This is a genomic window from Alteriqipengyuania abyssalis (genome assembly GCF_019857185.1).
GTDB lineage: Bacteria > Pseudomonadota > Alphaproteobacteria > Sphingomonadales > Sphingomonadaceae > Alteriqipengyuania > Alteriqipengyuania abyssalis.
This window is the reverse complement of the sequence record NZ_JAHWXP010000001.1, coordinates 413,653-431,276: the sequence shown is the minus strand read 5'-3', so window position 1 is coordinate 431,276 and position 17,624 is coordinate 413,653. Positions and strand designations below refer to the sequence as shown.

Genomic DNA, 17,624 nt, shown 5'->3' with positions numbered 1-17,624 from the left:
CTATCCTTTATCGACCGTGCGCCGGGCCAGCAGGTGCAGGCCGCGCAGCGTCAGGTCAGTGTCTACGACATCAAATATGTCGGTATGGTCGTCGAACAAGACCGAGAGGCCGCCGGTGGCGACCACCTTGGTCGGGCGGCCGATCTCTTTCTTCATCCGCGCGATCAGGCCTTCCATCATCGCGACGTAGCCCCAGAACACGCCGATCAGCATCTGATCCTCGGTATTGCGGCCGATAACACTGTCCGTATCGGGAGCGTGGATCGCGATCCGCGGCAGCTTGGCGGTCTTGCCGACCAGCGCGTCGAGCGACAGGTTTATTCCCGGCGCGATGATCCCGCCCTTGTAGGCGCCGTTGAAATCGACCGCTTCGAACTTGGTCGCGGTGCCGAAATCGACGACGATCAGATCGCCGCCGACCAGCGAATGGGCCGCGATGCAGTTGAGCGCGCGGTCTGCACCCAGCGAACTGGGCAGATCAACGTCGATCTCGAAGTTCCATGCGGCCTCGCCCTGCCCGGCGATGATCGGGGTGATGCCGAAATATTTCTCGCACAGCACGGTCAGGTTGTGGTCCGCACGCGGGACGACCGAGCCGAAGATGATGTGCGTGATCTCTTCGCGGGCAACACCTTCGATGCCGAGCAGCTGGAACAGCCACACTGCGTATTCGTCGCCCGTGCGCCGCCCATCGGTGGAGATGCGCCAACGCGCGCGTAAATCATCCCCGTCGAACAGCGCGAAGACGAGGTTGGTGTTTCCGACATCGATCGCGAGAAGCATCGGCTACCTTTCCGCCAAGATCACATCGCCTGCGTGAATGACACGCAAGGCCCCATCCTCCAAGCGCAGTCGCATCGAACCATCCGGTTCAAGCCCGTCAAACAGGCCGTGGACGCGCCCGCCATCGGGTTCATGCACGCTCACCTGCGTACCGCGCGGGGTGCCTGCCGCGATCCAGCTGCGTAACAGCGGTTCGAGGCCGTAAGTCCGCCAGCGCTCCAGCTCGGTCGCGAAGTGCGCAGCGAGGCTGCTGGCGAAGGCATCGCGATCAGGTGCGGGGCCGAACGCGGTCAGGGCGCGCGTCTCGCGGTCGGGCAGATCGGGCGCGGCGACCAGATTGACGCCGATGCCGATGACCACCGCATCGCCCTGCGCTTCGAGCAGGATGCCCGAAAGCTTGGCATTTCCGATCAGCACGTCGTTGGGCCACTTGAGGCGCAAGGTGCAGTCGGCTGCGTTGACTACGCCCTGAACCGCTTCGAACAGGGCAACCCCGGCCAGCAGCGACAGCGTGTGTGCAGGCGGCTGTCCGGGTAAAAGGCGCACGATCGTGGAGCCCATGAAGTTGCCGTGGCCGTCATGCCAGCCACGGCCCTGTCTGCCCCGCCCTGATACCTGCCGGTCGGCGACCAGCCAGTCCCCTTCGCGCACGGCTTCGCCGGCACGCAGCGCACTGAGCAGGTCGGCATTGGTCGAGCCGGTTTCGGGTACGGTCCGTATCAAAACGTCGCGCCGGGTGCTCGCGGGCTCAGACGCCCGGGAACAGGCCCGCCGCCGCCGTATCGGTCATCGCCTGCAGTCCGCGGGTCAGCAGGAAGCCGAGCGGCGAGATCAGCAGGGTGCAGATGATCAGGATCGCCCAGTGTGCCGCGCTGCCACCCTTGGTCGCGCGCCCCACCGGCTCTTCGAAATACATCACCTTGACGAACTTGATGTAATAGAACGCACCGATCACGCTCGCCGCGATGCCGATCACCGCCAGCGGGACCAGTCCGGCCTGGATCGCTGCGTTGAACACCTCGACCTTGGCCCAGAAGCCCAGCAGCGGGGGAATTCCTGCGAGGCTGAACATCAGCGCCAGCAGACACAGTGCAACGCCCGGGCGCGTGCTGGAAAGACCGGCGATATCCTCGAAGGTTTCCAGGTTCTCACCCTCGCCATTACGCAGCATCAGCACCGCGACGAAGCTGCCGAGCGACATCACCACGTACGTCGTCAGATAGAACAGCATCGCGCTCGCCCCTTCGACCGTCGCCGCAGCGAGGCCGATCAGAATGAAGCCGACATTGTTGATCGAGGAATAGGCGAGCAGCCGCTTGAGATTGTTCTGCCCAATCGCGCCGAGCGCGCCCACGATGATCGAGGCGAGCGCGGCGAAGATCACGATCTGCCGCCAGGCATCCGCCTGCGAACCGAACGCGTCGAGCGCGACCCGCGCGGTCAGCGCAACGGCGGCAACCTTGGGCGCGGTGGCAAAGAAGGTCGTCACCGGGGTCGGCGCGCCCTGATAAACGTCGGGCGTCCACATGTGGAACGGCACGGCGGAAATCTTGAACGCCAGACCGGCAAGCACGAAAATCAGCCCGAACAGCGCACCGGTCGAAAGCCCGGCCTCCTGCGCGGCGCGAATGCCGGCAAAGCTGGTCGTGCCGGTGAAGCCGTAGGTCAGGCTCATGCCGTAGAGCAGGATCCCGCTGGCGAGCGCGCCGAGAACGAAATACTTGAGGCCTGCCTCTGCCGAACGGCTATCGTTGCGCAGGAAGCTGGCGAGCACGTAGGCCGCGAGGCTGTTGAGCTCGAGCCCGATGTAGAGCGTCATCAGATCGGTCGCGGAGACCATGATGCTCATGCCCAGCGTGGCGAACAGCACCAGCACCGGATATTCGGGCTTCATCGCGCGCCGCTGGCCGAAGAAGCCGGGCGCAATCATCAGGCAACCGATCGCGGCGGCATAGACAAGCAGCTTGGCGAAGGCGGAGAAGGCGTCGGCGCTGATCTGGCCATAGAAGGCCATCGAGGCATCGCCGCCAGCGCCGTTTGCCAGCGCAGGGATGGTCAGGCTGCCGGCAGCGCCCAGCGCCACCGCAGCGAGAATCGAGACCAGACGGCTCGCCTTCTCACCGCCGAAAGCGGCGATCATCAGGAGCACCAGGCCGGAACCGGTCAGGACCAGTTCGGGAATGATCAGGCCAAAGGAAGTCGCGTAATCCATTAGTGTTCGGCCCCTTCAGAGCCGCCTTCTTCCGCAGCGCCGTGTTCACCCTCGGCGCCGTGGCCACTGCCATGCTCGCCTGCCATGTAATTGGCCGCATGATCGCGCGGCGCACCTGCCTCCAGCTGCGCATCGCCTGCCGGTGTGGCACGCGCGATACGCGCCTCGATCGCGGCAATATCGCTGCGCATCGGGGCGAGGAAGCTTTCGGGATAGACGCCCATCCACAGAACCGCCGCCGCAACCGGTGCCAGCATCAGCCACTCGCGTGCGTTCATATCCGGCATCGCGGCGGCATCGGCATTCTTCTGCTCACCGAAGACCACCCGGCGGTAGAGATACAGCATGTACCCCGCGCCAAGGATGATGCCCGTGGTCAGCACGAAGGTCGTGGTGCTGGACATCTGGTAGATACCCGCAAGGCTGATGAATTCGGCGACGAAGCCGCTGGTCCCCGGCAGGCCGATGCTCGCCATCGTGAACAGGAGGAAGAACAGCGCGTAGCGCGGCATGTTGGTGGCAAGGCCGCCGTAACGGGCGATCTCACGCGTGTGCAGGCGGTCGTAGATCACGCCCACGCACAGGAACAGCGCGCCTGAGACGAGGCCGTGCGACAGCATCATCACCATCGCGCCCTCGATGCCCTGCGAATTGAACGCGAACAGGCCCGCAGTCACAATCGCCATGTGCGCGACGGACGAATAGGCGATCAGCTTCTTCATGTCGTGCTGGACCAGCGCGATCAGGCTGGTGACCACCACCGCGATCATGCTGAGGCCGAAGACCAGCCACACGAACTGTGCGGATGCCTCGGGGAACATCGGCAGGCTGAAGCGGATGAAGCCGTAGCCACCCAGCTTCAGCAGCACGCCCGCGAGGATGACCGAACCGGCGGTCGGCGCCTGAACGTGCGCGGCGGGCAACCAGGTGTGGACCGGCCACATCGGCATCTTCACCGCGAAGCTGGCGAAGAAGGCGAGCCAGAGCCAGGTCTGCGCTTCCGGCGGGAAGTCGTATTGCAGCAGCACGGGGATCGAGCTGGTGCCCGCTTCCTGGATCATCCACAGCATCGCGATCAGCATCACGACCGAGCCGAGCAGCGTGTAGAGGAAGAACTTGAAGCTGGCGTAAATCCGGTCGTCGCCGCCCCAGATGCCGATGATCAGGTACATCGGGATCAGGCCGGCTTCGAAGAAGATGTAGAACAGCAGGATGTCCTGCGCGGCGAACACGCCGATCATCAGCAGTTCCATGACCAGGAACGCGGCCATGTATTCGCCGACGCGCTTGGTCACGCTGGTCCAGCTGGCGAGGATGCAGATCGGCATCAGGAACACGCTGAGCATGATCAGCATCAGCGCGATGCCATCGATGCCGAGCGCATATTCAAAGCCTGCAAACAGGTTGGCGCGCTCGGTAAACTGCCACTGCGCGCCGCCGATGTCGAAATTGAGCCAGAGCGAAATGCCCAGCACCAGATCGATCAGCGTGGCGATCAGCGCGACCCAGCGAGCGGTCGACGCATTGACGAACATGCACAGCACCGCACCGACCAGCGGCACCAGCAGCATCAGCGAAAGGATTGGGAAGCCCTCCATTACAGCAGCACCCAGGTAATAGCGGCGACAAGGCCGAGCAGCATGATCAGGGCGTAGGTGTTGAGCATGCCGGACTGGAAGCGCTTGGCCCCAACCGATCCCTGCCTGACCACCCAGGCCGCGCCATCAGGCCCGAACCTGTCGATGATTCCGATGTCGAGCACCTTCCAGAACACCCGGCCCAGCCAGAAGGCAGGCTTCACGAACAGGAAGTTGTACAGTTCGTCGAAGTACCACTTGTTGAGGAAGAAGCGGTAGATCGGGCCCAGCTGCTCGGCTGCCGCTTCCGGCAGCTTCGGATTGCGGATGTAGGACAGCCAGGCGATCGCGAGCCCCAGAAGCATCGCGATGGTCGCGGTCAGCTTCACCCACAGAGGCACGCCGTGCATCGTGTGGACGAGGTTCTCGTTGAAGAACACGGAACCCTGCCAGAAGCCTTCGGCATCCACGAAGGGTTCGTAGAACACGAAGCCTGCGAACACTGCGCCAAGGCTCAGCACCACCAGCGGGATCAGCATGACCCACGGTGCCTCGTGCGGATGATAGCCGGCGGTGCCGTCCTTCTCCTCGGTCGAGGGAACGTGGTGCGCCACGGCCTCGCCCGAATCTTCCTGCGCGGCAGGATTGTGATCTTCCGGCTCGTCATGCCCGTGATGGACCGCGTGCTGGATATGCTCGCTATCGGCCCAGCGGGGCTTGCCCCAGAAGGTCAGGAACATCAGGCGCCAGGAATAGAAGCTGGTCAGCAGCGCAGCGATCGCGCCCGCCCAGAAGGCGAAGTTGGCTGCGCCCGTGCCGCGCGCATAGGCCGCTTCGAGGATCGCGTCCTTCGAGTAAAAGCCTGCAAAGCCGAACACGTCGATGATGCCGACGCCGGTGATCGCGAGCGTGCCCGCCATCATCGCCCAGAAGGTGATCGGGATGCGCTTACGCAGCGCGCCGTAGTAACGCATGTCCTGCTCGTGGTGCATCGCGTGGATCACCGCGCCCGCGCCAAGGAACAGCAGCGCCTTGAAGAAGGCGTGCGTGAACAGGTGGAACATCGCCACGCCATACGCGCCCACGCCCGCGGCGAAGAACATGTAGCCCAGCTGCGAACAGGTCGAATAGGCGATGACCCGCTTGATGTCCCACTGCGTGGTGCCGATCGTCGCCGCGAACAGGCAGGTCGCCCCGCCGATCACGGTCACCACGGTCAGCGCCACAGGTGCGGTCTCGAACATCGGCGACAGGCGACAGACCATGAACACGCCTGCGGTCACCATGGTGGCGGCGTGGATCAGCGCGGAAACCGGGGTCGGGCCTTCCATCGCGTCGGGCAGCCAGGTGTGCAGGCCCAGCTGCGCGGACTTGCCCATCGCGCCGACGAACAGCAGCAGGCACAGGATGTCCATCGTCATCAGGCGCATGCCCATGAAGGTGATCGAGCTGCCGCTCATCGCCGGAGCCTGTTCGAGGATCGCGGGGATCGAGACGGTGCCGAACACCAGGAAGGTGCCGAAAATGCCGAGCATGAAGCCAAGGTCGCCCACGCGGTTTACCACGAAGGCCTTGATCGCGGCGGCGTTGGCGCTGGGCTTCTTATACCAGAAGCCGATCAGCAGGTAGGATGCGAGGCCGACGCCTTCCCAACCGAAGAACATCTGCACCAGATTGTCCGCCGTCACGAGCATCAGCATCGCGAAGGTGAACAGGCTGAGATAGGCGAAGAAGCGCTGCTGGCTGGGGTCTTCGTCCATGTACCCCCACGAGTACAGGTGGACGAGCGCGGAGACGCTGGTGATGACCACCAGCATGACCGCGGTCAGCGTGTCGACACGCAGCGCCCAGTCGAACGAGAGATCGCCCGACTGCACCCACTGGAGCACCGGCACGACCTGCGCTTCGGCATTGCCGCCGAGGAAGGCCAGGAAAATTGGCCAGCTCAGCGCGCACGAGGCGAACAGCGCGCCGGTGGTGATCAGCTTGGCAGGAACCTTGCCGATGCTGCCGCTGAATAGTCCTGCAACAATGGCAGCCGCCAGCGGCAGGAAAACGATGAGGAGGATCGAAGACTGCACGGGTGGTTCAGCCCTTCATCCGGTTCACATCGTCGACCGCGATCGTGCCACGGTCACGGAAGAAGATGACGAGGATCGCGAGCCCGATGGCCGCTTCGCCCGCGGCCACGGTCAGCACGAACATCGCGAAGATCTGACCGGTGAGGTCGCCAAGGAAGGCGCTGAACGCGACGAGGTTGATGTTCACCGCCAGCAGGATCAGCTCGATCGCCATCAGGATGACGATCACGTTCTTGCGGTTGAGGAAGATGCCAAGCACGCCGAGCACGAACAGGATCGCGCTGACGATGATGTAATGCTGGATGCCGATCATAGCTCGACCCCCTCGCCGACGGTCGGCTGCTTCATCTGGGTTGCTTCCTTCGGGTTGCGACGAACCTGCTTGGTGATGTTCTGGTGGCCGCGCGTGGTCTTGAGGTCGCGGTGGGTCAGCACGATCGCGCCGATCATCGCCACCAGCAGGATCAGGCCCGCGGCCTCGAACACGAAGATGTACTTCGAATAGAGCAGCGCGCCGATATTCTCGATATTGCTGTTGGCCAGATTGGGCGCGTTCGCGCCGCTCGCCGTGCCCAGCTCCAGCGGCCCGGCCCCCAGCGCGCCGATGCCCAGCACCAGCTCCGCCAGCAGGACCAGCGCGATCGCGATTCCCAGCGGGAAATTCTTGATGAACCCGGCGCGCAGCTCCGCCATGTCGACGTCGAGCATCATCACCACGAACAGGAACAGCACGGCCACGGCACCGACGTAAACGACGACCAGCAGCATCGCGATGAACTCCGCGCCCAGCAGGACCATCAGGCCCGCCGCGTTGAAGAACGCCAGGATCAGCCACAGTACGGAATGCACCGGATTGCGGCTCATGATGGTGAGCACGCCACTGGCGATCACCATCGTTGCGAAAAGGTAGAAGGCTATGGCCTGGATCATGGCTTTGAAAAAGTGCCCCGCGAGTGGTCTGTGGCGCGCCTAGCGGTAGGGCGCGTCGGCTTCAAGGTTGGCTGCGATGGCGCGTTCCCATTTGTCACCATTGGCGAGCAGCTTGGCCTTGTCGTAAAGCAGTTCTTCGCGGGTTTCCGTCGAATATTCGAAGTTCGGACCCTCGACGATCGCATCCACCGGGCACGCTTCCTGGCAGAAACCGCAATAGATGCACTTGGTCATGTCGATGTCGTAGCGCGTGGTGCGGCGCGAACCGTCCGCGCGCGGCTCCGACTCGATGGTGATCGCCTGCGCCGGGCACACCGCCTCGCACAGCTTGCACGCGATGCAGCGCTCTTCCCCGTTGGGATAGCGGCGCAGCGCATGCTCGCCCCGGAAACGAGGAGAAATCGGGTTCTTCTCGTACGGGTAGTTGATCGTGACCTTGGGCTTGAAGAGATACTTCAGGGTCAGCGCGTGCGCCTTCACGAACTCGTAGAGGGTAAAGGCCTTGATGGTCTGGGCGATACTCATGCGGGGTTTCCGAAATGTCCGGTGGCCATCAGGTAGCCGCTGATGACGAAAACGAAGATCAGGCTCATCGGCAGGAAAATCTTCCAGCCAAGCCGCATCAGCTGGTCGTAGCGGTAGCGCGGCACGGTCGCCATGACCCAGCTGAACATGAAGAAGAAGAACAGCGTCTTCAGCAGGAACCAGATGATGCCGGGCACCCAGTATAGCGGCGCCCAGTCGACGGGCGGCAGCCACCCGCCGAAGAACAGCAGCGTGTTGAGCGCACACATCAGCAGGATGTTGGCATATTCACCCAGCCAGTAGAGCGCGAAAGCCATGCTGGAATATTCGGTCTGATACCCGGCAACCAGCTCGCTTTCCGCCTCGGTCAGGTCGAACGGAACGCGCTGCGTTTCCGCGAGCGAGCTGATGAAGAACACCACCCACATCGGGAACAGCAGCAGGTTGAAATAGAACCCGTTGACGATCCCGAAACCGTGGCCGCGCTGCGCCTCGACGATCTCGGTGAGGTTCCACGAACCTGCCCAGAGCACGACGCACACGAGGATGAAGCCGATCGAGACCTCGTACGAAATCATCTGCGCGGCGGCGCGCATCGCGGAGAAGAACGGGTATTTCGAGTTACTCGCCCACCCGGCCATCACCACGCCGTAAACCGACAGCGAACTGATCGCGAGGATGTAGAGCAGGCCGACATTGATGTCCGCCAGCACCACTCCATCGGCGAACGGCACCACCGCCCACGCCGCCAGCGCCACCGTGAAGGTGATGATCGGCGCGATGATGAAGATGCCCTTGTTCGCCGCGCTGGGGATGATGGTTTCCTGCAGGAACACCTTCAGACCGTCGGCAAAGCTCTGCAGCAGGCCGAACGGGCCGACCACGTTGGGCCCCTTGCGCAGGTTGATCGCTGCCCAGACCTTGCGGTCGATCAGAATGACGTAGGCGACCGCCAGCATCAGCGGGAACGCGATCAGCAGGATGCCTGCAATGGTCGCGACGAACCACGCCCATTCGTAGTTCATGCCGAGGGATTGGAAGAATTCGGTCATTCCGCGGCCTCCAGAATCTCGTCACCGTGGACCAGTTCGGCCGAGCAGCGCTGCATCGTCTCGCTCGCGCGGGCGATGGGATTGGTGAGGTAGAAGTCGGCGATCGGGTACGCGATCGCGCCCTTGGCCTTGGGCGTCTTCTTGCCCTTGGGCAGCTTGCCCAGCGGCGCGATGCCTTCCTCGCCCAGCGCGGGCACGGCTTCGATCATTGCCGACTGCAGCTGCGCGAAGCTGTCGAAGCCCACGCTCACGCCGAAGGCATCGGCAAGGGCGCGCAGGATCGTCCAGTCCTCACGGGCATCGCCGGGGGCGAACACCGCCTTCTCGGCAAACTGCACGCGGCCTTCGGTGTTCACGTAGGTCCCGTCCTTCTCGGCATAGCTGGCCGCGGGCAGGATGATATCCGCCGCGTGCGCGCCGGCATCGCCGTGGTGGCCGATATAGACCTTCAGGCTCTTCTCGAATGCGCCGTAGTCGACTGCGTCCGCGCCGAGCGAGAGAAGTACCGCAGGCGCGGCGTCGACCACATCCTTGATTCCGCCCTTCTGGGCGTAGCCCAGCATCACCGCGCCCATCCGGGCCGCCGCGGTGTGGATCACGTTGAAGCCGTTCCAGGCCTCTCCGTCGATGTCACGCACCAGGTTCCACTCGTCCGCAAGCACCAGTGCCGGGTGCAGCGCATTGGCCGCGAGACCGCCGGGGCCGACGATGATCGCAGGCCGCGCCGCGTCCTTGAAGGCATCAGCGACGTGGCCGGGCAGATCGTGCAGCAGGCCCGCATCCTCGCCCAGGAATTCGCAGGCGAAGGTCGTGTCCCACTCGGGCCCGATCAGGAAGATCTTCGCGCCGCGCTTGGCCGCCTTGCGCAGGCGGACATTGATCAGCGGCGCTTCGTGGCGGACCTGGCTGCCGACGATCAGGATCGCATCGGCGCTCTCGATACCCGCCAGCGTCGAGTTGAACGCGATTCCGGCAAGGCTGGAGCAGTCATAGTCGAGACCGGTCTGGCGGCCTTCCAGCTTGTCCGAGCCCAGCTCTGCCAGCAGGCGCTTGGCCGCAAACATCGTCTCGCAATCGACCAGATCGCCCGCGACCGCCGCGATGGAGCCATCCCCGCCCTGCTTCGCAGCCTTCACGATCGCGTCGAAAGCGTCTTCCCAGCTCGCGCGTTGCAGCTTGCCCGCGTTCGGCCCGCCGACCGCGCGCACCCACACCTGGTCGAGCCTGCGCCGCGTCAGGCCGTCGACCTGATAGCGCGCCTTGTCTGAAATCCACTCTTCGTTGACGTCGTCGTTGATCCGCGGGAGCGCGCGCATCACCTCGCGCCCACGGCTGTCGAGCCGGATATTCGCGCCGACCGCGTCGGACACGTCGATGCTGAGCGTCTTCTTCAGCTCCCACGGACGCGCTTCGTACGCGTAGGGGCGGCTGGTAAGCGCGCCGACCGGGCACAGGTCGATCACGTTGGCGCTCATCTCGTGGGCGGCTGCCTGTTCGAGATAGGTCGTGATCTGCATGTCTTCGCCGCGATAGAGCGCGCCGATCTCGTCCACGCCCGCGATCTCTTCGGAGAAGCGCACGCAGCGGGTGCAGTGGATGCAGCGGGTCATGATCGTCTTGATCAGCGGGCCCATGTACTTCTCGGTCACCGCACGCTTGTTCTCGTGATAGCGCGAGCCGCCCCGACCGTAAGCGACCGACTGGTCCTGCAGGTCGCACTCGCCGCCCTGATCGCAGATCGGGCAGTCGAGCGGGTGGTTGATGAGGAGGAACTCCATCACCCCTTCGCGCGCCGCGCGCACCATTGGTGTGTCGGTGCGGATTTCCTGCCCTTCGGTGGCCGGCAGCGCACAGCTTGCCTGCGGCTTGGGCGGCCCGGGCTTCACTTCGACCAGGCACATGCGGCAATTGCCCGCGATGCTCAGCCGCTCGTGATAGCAGAAGCGCGGGATTTCCTTGCCCGCAAGCTCGCACGCCTGCAGCACGGTGGCACCTTCCGGTGCGTCGATTTCCTGTCCGTCTACGGTGACTTTAGGCATTCTGTCTCAGTCCTAGTCCGATTGGCCCGGCAAGCGCGCCGCGCCCGGATTGCGGGTTGCGTGGTACAGCGCTTCGGCAAGTGCCATGCGAATGTTCATCGGCTTGAGCGCGATCTGCGACCCTTGCGGCATGCAGGGGCCGAAGGTCGGTGCCAGCTCGCGCATGCGGGCCAGTTCGCTCTTGTCGCCAAGCCTGGTCTCTTCGATCAGACCGCGCGCCGCCGCGAAGTCTTGCGCGACATAGCAGCGTGCGAAGTCATGTATAGAGGCGATGCTCTCCGGTTCTTCCATGGCGGGCACAGCGCCGACCGGCCACTCGCGCATCGCGTCTTTGAACAGCCCTTCGGCAACCACGCCGCGCACCCATGCACGCACCAGCGTCGCGCTGACGAAGTTCTGCATGCAGCGGTTGGTCGTGTCGCCGAACAGCGCGTCGAACGCGGCGGCCTCTTGCGGCGAATCGATCGGCGCATCGAGGAAGGCGATCGACCGATCCCGCTTGTTGCTCGCCAGGCACGGGCCGAGCTGGCGGAGCATGTAGAAATACTCCTCGTCGTTAGCCGACGTGGGCGCGCTCGAAAAACCCGAGGTACTCGGGCTCAACTGCGCAAGCGCAGGCGCGCTGCCGCAAAGGCTCACAGCAAGCAGGGCAATGGCAGATATGGCGGCGCTGCGCAGGGTCATTCGGCACCCTGCCCGGTCAGCCGAGCCGCAAGCCGGTAATACATTGTGGCAAGGCCGAACCGCAGCCGCGCCCGGTCGATCTGTACCTCCTGCCCCGCAGGCACGCAGCCGCTGATGACAGGAGCAAGCGCACGAATCGCGGCCTTCTCCTTGTCGCTACCCATCCGGGTGGCAAACAGCGTGCGCGCACCCGCAGCATCGGCCCGCGCAATGCACTCACCGATCCGATACATCAGCGTGTGGCCCTGCGCGGCGGGGCCCTCACCCGCGTAAGTCGCGTTAAGCGCTTCGAGATCCGCGACATTGTCCAGCGCATCGGAAGCAAGCGTCTTTTCGATAAGCCGTTGGGCGAGCGCACCGCGGAAGAGAAAATCCTCCATCTTCAGCTTGCCGTGGTTGAAGCCCATGCAGCGCGAATCGAACAGCCGCTTTACTCCGTCCACCCGCGCCGCATCGGCACCATCGGTGAGGACGAAGGCCCGCGTAATTTCTGGCTCGGCGTCGGCCACGCAGGTGCTGTAATCCACCAGCACATTATGCGCCTGTCTGGTCTCTTTCGCGCTCGGCTGCGCGGCCGCAGGCACGGCGATACCAAGAGCCAGCGCGCAGGCTGCCCCCGCCATCGATAACGAAAAATGTCTGATAGCGAACATCCCTGCCCCCTTACCCGGCCTGCGCCATGCGATGATAAAGCGGCTCGCTCAGCGCCCGGCGCAGCATTGCAGGCGTGAGCTGGATTTCGTCACCACTCGCGATGCACGGACCGAGGAACGGGACCAGGCCCTGGATCGCAGTCTGCTCGCCCGCGGTTCCCGGAGTCGCGGAGATGAACGCGACGCTCTGCGAGGGCGCGGCCGAGACAACGCAATCGCCGAATTCCATCAGCACCATGTAGCGCGCGTCGGCCTGAACTTCGCTCTCGCCTTCGGGTATCAGGGCGAGAAACCACGGAGCCCCGCCACCGATCGCCGCCGTATCGACGGGCGACTTGAGCCGGTTGGCGACCATCTGTTCGACCAGCATCAGGCGAAACGCCAGCGCGCTCGCCGTCATGATGTCACTACCAACCGCAAGATTACGGTCGTAATCCATGCAATTGCTCAGATCGCCGAGACCGCGCCTGAACTGGCGGCTTTCCTCGTCACTGCCCGGCAACGCGTCGAGCAGCGCGAGGGCATAGGCGGGCTTGCGGTCAGCAGCGCACTGCGCAACCACCCGCAGGACCGCCTCCGGGTCGGATTTCTTCGCATTGCCGCCCAGCCGGGTACCCGTCCGCTGCGCTTCGAGCGGCGCAGTAGCGAACACCGCGATGGCGGCGGCGAGCGTGAACAGGGCGACGATGCGAGCGATCACAGGCCCGTTTCCGATTGCTGGACGGAGAGCCGATAGAGTGGCTCCGCGATTGCCCCACGTAACATCGACCTGCTGAGTTCGAGCGTTCTGCCTGCCGGAATGCACACTGGCAGCATCGGCATCAGTGATTGGATTGCATCGGTTTCGCCTGCGCTGGCGATTTCCGAGATGACCAGATTATGCGAGGCCGACGCATCAGCTCTGACCAGGCAGTCGCCCACCGCCATCATCAGCAAATAACTCGCAGCATCGCCGTCCACATTCTGCGTCTCTGGGGTCGCAACAGGATATTCGAGTGGGGCAAGCTGCGAAAAGTCTTCGATCTCGAGAGCATCGCCGAACTTGTTTCGATACAAACTCTCGAACGCAGCGCCGCGAAGAACCAGGGGCTGCATGCGCAATTCCACATCGCCGGAAGTGTCGCCAAGACAGCTCGAGGTTGCGAGCTTTGCCAAGGTCGCCGCGAGGGAAGGATCGCCCACAGGGATATCTATCGCCTTGCGCAACTTATAGCCCGACCGGTTCAGCAAACAGTCGACATAGACCGACATCGCCTTGCGCGCGTCAGCTTCGGGCTCTTTATCTCGCGCATGGGCCGGCGCTGCCAGCCCCGCAACCAGAGCCAGAAGAAGGAGCGCGCGAGCGATCACTCCGCCGCCTCCGCCATCGCCTCGCCGCGTTCGGCGATGCGCCGCTCCAGCTCGGGGCGGAAGTGACGGATCAGGCCCTGGATCGGCCATGCGGCGGCATCGCCCAGCGCGCAGATGGTGTGGCCTTCGACCTGCTTGGTCACGGTCTGGAGCATATCGATCTCGTCGATGTCCGCGTCACCCGTCTCGAGCCGCTTCATAACGCGCCACATCCACCCGGTGCCTTCGCGGCAGGGGGTGCACTGGCCGCAGCTCTCGTGCTTGTAGAAGTAGCTGATCCGGCTGATCGCGCGGACGATGTCGGTCGACTTGTCCATCACGATGACGGCGGCGGTGCCGAGGCCGGAGCCCAGTTCCTTCAGCCCGTCGAAATCCATCGGGGCGTCCATGATCTGTTCGGCCGGGACCAGCGGGACGGACGAGCCGCCCGGGATTACCGCGAGCAGATTGTCCCACCCGCCGCGAACGCCGCCGCAGTGCCGCTCGATCAGTTCGCGGAAGGGAATGCTCATCTCTTCCTCGACCACGCAGGGCTTTTCGACATGCCCGCTGATCTGGAACAGCTTGGTGCCGTCGTTCTTCTCACGCCCGAAGCTGGCGAACCACGAGGGGCCGCGCCGCAGGATCGTGGGGACGACCGCGATGCTCTCGACGTTGTTCACCGTGGTCGGGCAGCCATAGAGGCCCGCACCTGCCGGGAACGGCGGCTTGAGGCGCGGCTGGCCCTTCTTGCCTTCGAGGCTTTCGATCAGCGCGGTTTCTTCGCCGCAGATGTATGCGCCCGCGCCGCGGTGCAGGAAGACGTCGTAGTCGTAACCCGAGCCGCAGGCGTTCTTGCCGATGAAACCGGCGTCGTACGCCTCGTCGATCGCCTTTTGCAGCGTTTCCGCCTCGCGGATATATTCGCCGCGAATGTAGATGTAGGCGGCGCGCGCGCGCATCGCGAAGCCCGCGACCAGCGCGCCTTCGATCAGCTTGTGCGGATCGTGCCGCATGATCTCGCGGTCCTTGCACGAACCGGGTTCGGATTCGTCGGCATTGATGACGAGGAAGCTGGGCCGGCCGTCCTTGCTTTCCTTGGGCATGAAGGACCACTTCATGCCGGTGGGGAAGCCCGCGCCGCCACGACCGCGAAGGCCCGAGGCCTTCATATCATCGATGATCGAATCCTGCCCCTTGGCGAGCAGCGCCTTGGTATCGTCCCAGTCTCCACGCGCCTGCGCGGCCTTCAGGCCCCAGTCCTGAAACCCGTAGAGGTTGGTGAAAATGCGGTCCTTATCGGCCAGGCTCATGCCATAACTCCAAACACAACATAGGCTGCCACGGCGAGGATCGCGAGCAGCGCGAGCGTCTTGAACAGGCCGCTCAATACCTTCCACGCGATGGCGATGGCGATCAGCGCGACGATGATGGTGACGATATTAGTTTCCATCGATCGCCCCGTCGGTCTTCTTGCCCCGGCTAAAAATGCCGAGCCCGCCGAAGACGATACCCAGAATCAGCCACACGACCCAGTCGTCGCCCTTCAGGAACATCACCAGCGCGAGCACGAGGAACAGAACCCCGACGGCGGGGAAGCCTTTACGGGCAGTCATACCCACTACCATTCACCCCGATAATCGTGGTTTTCGCTGACCATTTCCTTGAGCGTGGTCGGCCCACCACTGGGCTCGGACGTATGGCGACCGGGCTCCTGCGTACCCGTCTTGGGCTGTTCGCCCTTGGCCAGCGCATCGAGCACGGCGTCGAGCCGCTCGGGCGTCAGGTCTTCGTAATTGTCGTCGTTGATCTGGACCATCGGCGCGGTTGCGCAATTGCCCATGCATTCGACTTCGGTGAGCGTCCACAGGCCATCCTCGGACACTTCGCCCTTCTTCATCCCGCGCTTCTTGCACGCAGCGATGATGTCGTCCGAGCCACGGAGCATGCACGGCGTCGTACCGCACACCTGCACGTGGTACTTACCCACGGGCGTCATGTTGTACATGAAGTAGAAGGTCGCGACTTCGAGCACGCGGATCACCGGCATGTCGAGATAGTTCGCGACATACTCGATCACCGGCAGCGGCAGCCACCCTTGCGTATCGGTTTCCTCGCCGACCTGCCGCTGGGCGAGGTCGAGCAGCGGCATCACCGCCGATTTCTTGCGCCCCTCGGGATAGCGGGCAAGCGCCTTCTGCGCCTTCGCCTCGTAGTCGGCGTTGAAGGCGAAATTGCCCCACCGCTCGCGCAGTTCGGGGGTGTCGGGTGCGGGTTGCCGATTAGCCATTTTCGTTCGCCACTCGCGGCGCCTTCTCGATTATCATGTCACACTGGGCACGGCGGGTTGCCGCATTAGGCCCTTCGAACAGCCAGTCGCCGTTCGCACCCTTGCGCCATACGCAGCCCGAGCGCTTCTCGACCAGATACAGAGTGGCATCTGCGGGAACGAGCTCGAACTCGAACCCGTCGGCCAGCGCCGGGGTCGCGCTCAGGGCCGTCAGCAGGATAGCAGCAGAGGCCGCCAAAGGCTTCACCGGTCGCACTCCCCGAACACGACGTCGATCGCGCCGAGGATGGCGGTTGCGTCGGGCAGCATGTGGCCCTTGGTCATCATGTCCATCGCCTGCAGGTGCGAGAACGCGGTCGGACGGATCTTGCAGCGGTAGGGTTTGTTCGACCCGTCGCTGACCAGGTACACGCCGAATTCGCCCTTGGGGCTCTCGGTCGCGACGTAGACTTCGCCCGCCGGCACATGGAAGCCTTCGGTGTAGAGCTTGAAGTGGTGGATCAGCGCTTCCATCGACTGCTTCATCTCGCCGCGCTTGGGCGGGGAGACCTTGCGGTCGTCCGAAGCGATCGGGCCGCTCGGCATTTCCGCCAGGCACTGCTTGATGATCTTCATGCTCTGGTAGACTTCCTGCACACGGACCATGAAACGGTCGTAGCAGTCCGAATTGGTGCCCACCGGCACCTCGAAGTCCATCCGGTCATAGACGTCGTAGGGCTGCGACTTGCGCAGATCCCACGGCACGCCCGCCGCACGCAGCATCGGCCCGGAGAAGCCCCACTTGATCGCGTCTTCGCGGCTGACGACGGCGATGTCGACGTTGCGCTGCTTGAAGATGCGGTTGTCCATGACGAGGCTCATCGCGTCGCCGAACAGTTCGGGCACCCGGTTGTCGAGCCATTCCCCGATATCGACCAACAGCTTCTCGGGCACGTCCTGGTGGACGCCGCCGGGGCGGAACCATGCGGAGTGCATGCGCGCGCCCGAAGCCCGCTCGAAGAAGTTCATGCAATCTTCGCGCAGTTCGAAAATCCACAGGTTCGGCGTCATCGCGCCGACGTCCATCACGTGCGCGCCGATGTTGAGGAAGTGGTTCGACATGCGCGTCAGCTCGGCGAACAGCACCCGCAGATACTGCGCACGGATCGGCACGTCGAGATTGAGCAGCTTCTCAATCGCGAGGACGTAGCTGTGCTCCATGCACAGCGGCGAACAGTAATCGAGCCGGTCGAAATAGGGCAGCGCCTGCAGGTAGGTCTTGTGCTCGATCAGCTTCTCGGTGCCGCGATGCAGCAGGCCGACATGCGGATCGACCCGCTCCACGATTTCGCCGTCGAGCTCCATCACCATGCGCAGCACGCCGTGCGCCGCAGGGTGCTGAGGCCCGAAATTGATCGTGTAGTTGGTGATCTGCTCGTCGCCGGTGGTCGGCGATTCTTCGATCGTCAGCCCGTGTGCCATTATTCCAT

20 protein-coding genes are annotated in these 17,624 nt (G+C 63.8%); all 20 read right to left on the bottom strand.

Annotated features, from left to right (window positions below):
• Positions 1-783 (bottom strand): type III pantothenate kinase, encoded by a 783-nt coding sequence (locus KYN89_RS02110; protein ID WP_010237585.1) that lies wholly within the window; start codon positions 781-783, stop codon positions 1-3.
• Positions 784-786: 3 nt separating this feature from the next.
• The gene (locus tag KYN89_RS02105; protein WP_222823586.1) at positions 787-1,506 is read right to left on the bottom strand and encodes a biotin--[acetyl-CoA-carboxylase] ligase; all 720 of its coding nucleotides are present in this window, start codon (positions 1,504-1,506) and stop codon (positions 787-789) included.
• Between the two features lie 25 nt (positions 1,507-1,531).
• Complete coding sequence (gene nuoN / locus KYN89_RS02100) at positions 1,532-2,995, bottom strand: NADH-quinone oxidoreductase subunit NuoN (RefSeq protein WP_222823585.1); 1,464 nt, start codon at positions 2,993-2,995, stop codon at positions 1,532-1,534.
• Positions 2,995-4,593, bottom strand: coding sequence for an NADH-quinone oxidoreductase subunit M (locus KYN89_RS02095; protein ID WP_222823584.1), 1,599 nt, complete (start codon positions 4,591-4,593; stop codon positions 2,995-2,997). Before KYN89_RS02095 ends, nuoN begins: the two co-directional genes overlap by 1 nt.
• Positions 4,593-6,653, bottom strand: coding sequence for an NADH-quinone oxidoreductase subunit L (nuoL, locus tag KYN89_RS02090; protein WP_222823583.1), 2,061 nt, complete (start codon positions 6,651-6,653; stop codon positions 4,593-4,595). The genes KYN89_RS02095 and nuoL overlap by 1 nt, the downstream gene beginning before the upstream one ends.
• A 7-nt stretch (positions 6,654-6,660) precedes the next feature.
• Positions 6,661-6,966 carry an NADH-quinone oxidoreductase subunit NuoK gene (nuoK, locus tag KYN89_RS02085; protein WP_010237573.1) on the bottom strand — a complete coding sequence of 102 codons (306 nt, stop codon included), beginning with the start codon at positions 6,964-6,966 and terminating at the stop codon, positions 6,661-6,663.
• Positions 6,963-7,583, bottom strand: coding sequence for an NADH-quinone oxidoreductase subunit J (locus tag KYN89_RS02080; RefSeq protein WP_010237571.1), 621 nt, complete (start codon positions 7,581-7,583; stop codon positions 6,963-6,965). Before KYN89_RS02080 ends, nuoK begins: the two co-directional genes overlap by 4 nt.
• Positions 7,584-7,622: 39 nt before the next feature.
• Positions 7,623-8,108, bottom strand: coding sequence for an NADH-quinone oxidoreductase subunit NuoI (gene nuoI, locus KYN89_RS02075; protein ID WP_010237569.1), 486 nt, complete (start codon positions 8,106-8,108; stop codon positions 7,623-7,625).
• A complete protein-coding gene (gene nuoH / locus KYN89_RS02070; RefSeq protein WP_222823582.1) occupies positions 8,105-9,160 on the bottom strand; it encodes an NADH-quinone oxidoreductase subunit NuoH in 1,056 nt (351 codons plus the stop codon). The genes nuoI and nuoH overlap by 4 nt, the downstream gene beginning before the upstream one ends.
• Positions 9,157-11,199 (bottom strand): NADH-quinone oxidoreductase subunit NuoG, encoded by a 2,043-nt coding sequence (gene nuoG, locus KYN89_RS02065; RefSeq protein WP_222823581.1) that lies wholly within the window; start codon positions 11,197-11,199, stop codon positions 9,157-9,159. The genes nuoH and nuoG overlap by 4 nt, the downstream gene beginning before the upstream one ends.
• Before the next feature lie 12 nt (positions 11,200-11,211).
• Entirely contained in the window at positions 11,212-11,736 is a 525-nt protein-coding gene (locus KYN89_RS02060) for a hypothetical protein (RefSeq protein WP_222823580.1), read from the bottom strand.
• Between the two features lie 143 nt (positions 11,737-11,879).
• Positions 11,880-12,536 (bottom strand): hypothetical protein, encoded by a 657-nt coding sequence (locus KYN89_RS02055; protein ID WP_222823579.1) that lies wholly within the window; start codon positions 12,534-12,536, stop codon positions 11,880-11,882.
• Between the two features lie 10 nt (positions 12,537-12,546).
• Positions 12,547-13,236, bottom strand: a complete 690-nt coding sequence (locus KYN89_RS02050) for a hypothetical protein (protein WP_222823578.1) — start codon at positions 13,234-13,236, stop codon at positions 12,547-12,549.
• A complete protein-coding gene (locus KYN89_RS02045; RefSeq protein WP_222823577.1) occupies positions 13,233-13,886 on the bottom strand; it encodes a hypothetical protein in 654 nt (217 codons plus the stop codon). The genes KYN89_RS02050 and KYN89_RS02045 overlap by 4 nt, the downstream gene beginning before the upstream one ends.
• Positions 13,883-15,178: an NADH-quinone oxidoreductase subunit NuoF gene (nuoF, locus tag KYN89_RS02040; RefSeq protein WP_222823576.1), complete on the bottom strand. Its 1,296-nt coding sequence runs from the start codon at positions 15,176-15,178 to the stop codon at positions 13,883-13,885. Before nuoF ends, KYN89_RS02045 begins: the two co-directional genes overlap by 4 nt.
• Positions 15,175-15,318 (bottom strand): hypothetical protein, encoded by a 144-nt coding sequence (locus KYN89_RS02035; protein ID WP_197636143.1) that lies wholly within the window; start codon positions 15,316-15,318, stop codon positions 15,175-15,177. Before KYN89_RS02035 ends, nuoF begins: the two co-directional genes overlap by 4 nt.
• A complete protein-coding gene (locus KYN89_RS02030) occupies positions 15,308-15,481 on the bottom strand; it encodes a hypothetical protein (protein WP_248284945.1) in 174 nt (57 codons plus the stop codon). The genes KYN89_RS02035 and KYN89_RS02030 overlap by 11 nt, the downstream gene beginning before the upstream one ends.
• Positions 15,482-15,486: 5 nt before the next feature.
• Positions 15,487-16,155 carry a complex I 24 kDa subunit family protein gene (locus KYN89_RS02025; protein WP_222823574.1) on the bottom strand — a complete coding sequence of 223 codons (669 nt, stop codon included), beginning with the start codon at positions 16,153-16,155 and terminating at the stop codon, positions 15,487-15,489.
• Positions 16,148-16,402: a hypothetical protein gene (locus tag KYN89_RS02020; RefSeq protein ID WP_222823573.1), complete on the bottom strand. Its 255-nt coding sequence runs from the start codon at positions 16,400-16,402 to the stop codon at positions 16,148-16,150. Before KYN89_RS02020 ends, KYN89_RS02025 begins: the two co-directional genes overlap by 8 nt.
• On the bottom strand, positions 16,399-17,616 hold the full coding sequence (locus KYN89_RS02015) for an NADH-quinone oxidoreductase subunit D (RefSeq protein WP_222823572.1): 1,218 nt from the start codon (positions 17,614-17,616) through the stop codon (positions 16,399-16,401). Before KYN89_RS02015 ends, KYN89_RS02020 begins: the two co-directional genes overlap by 4 nt.
• Positions 17,617-17,624 lie beyond the last annotated feature (8 nt).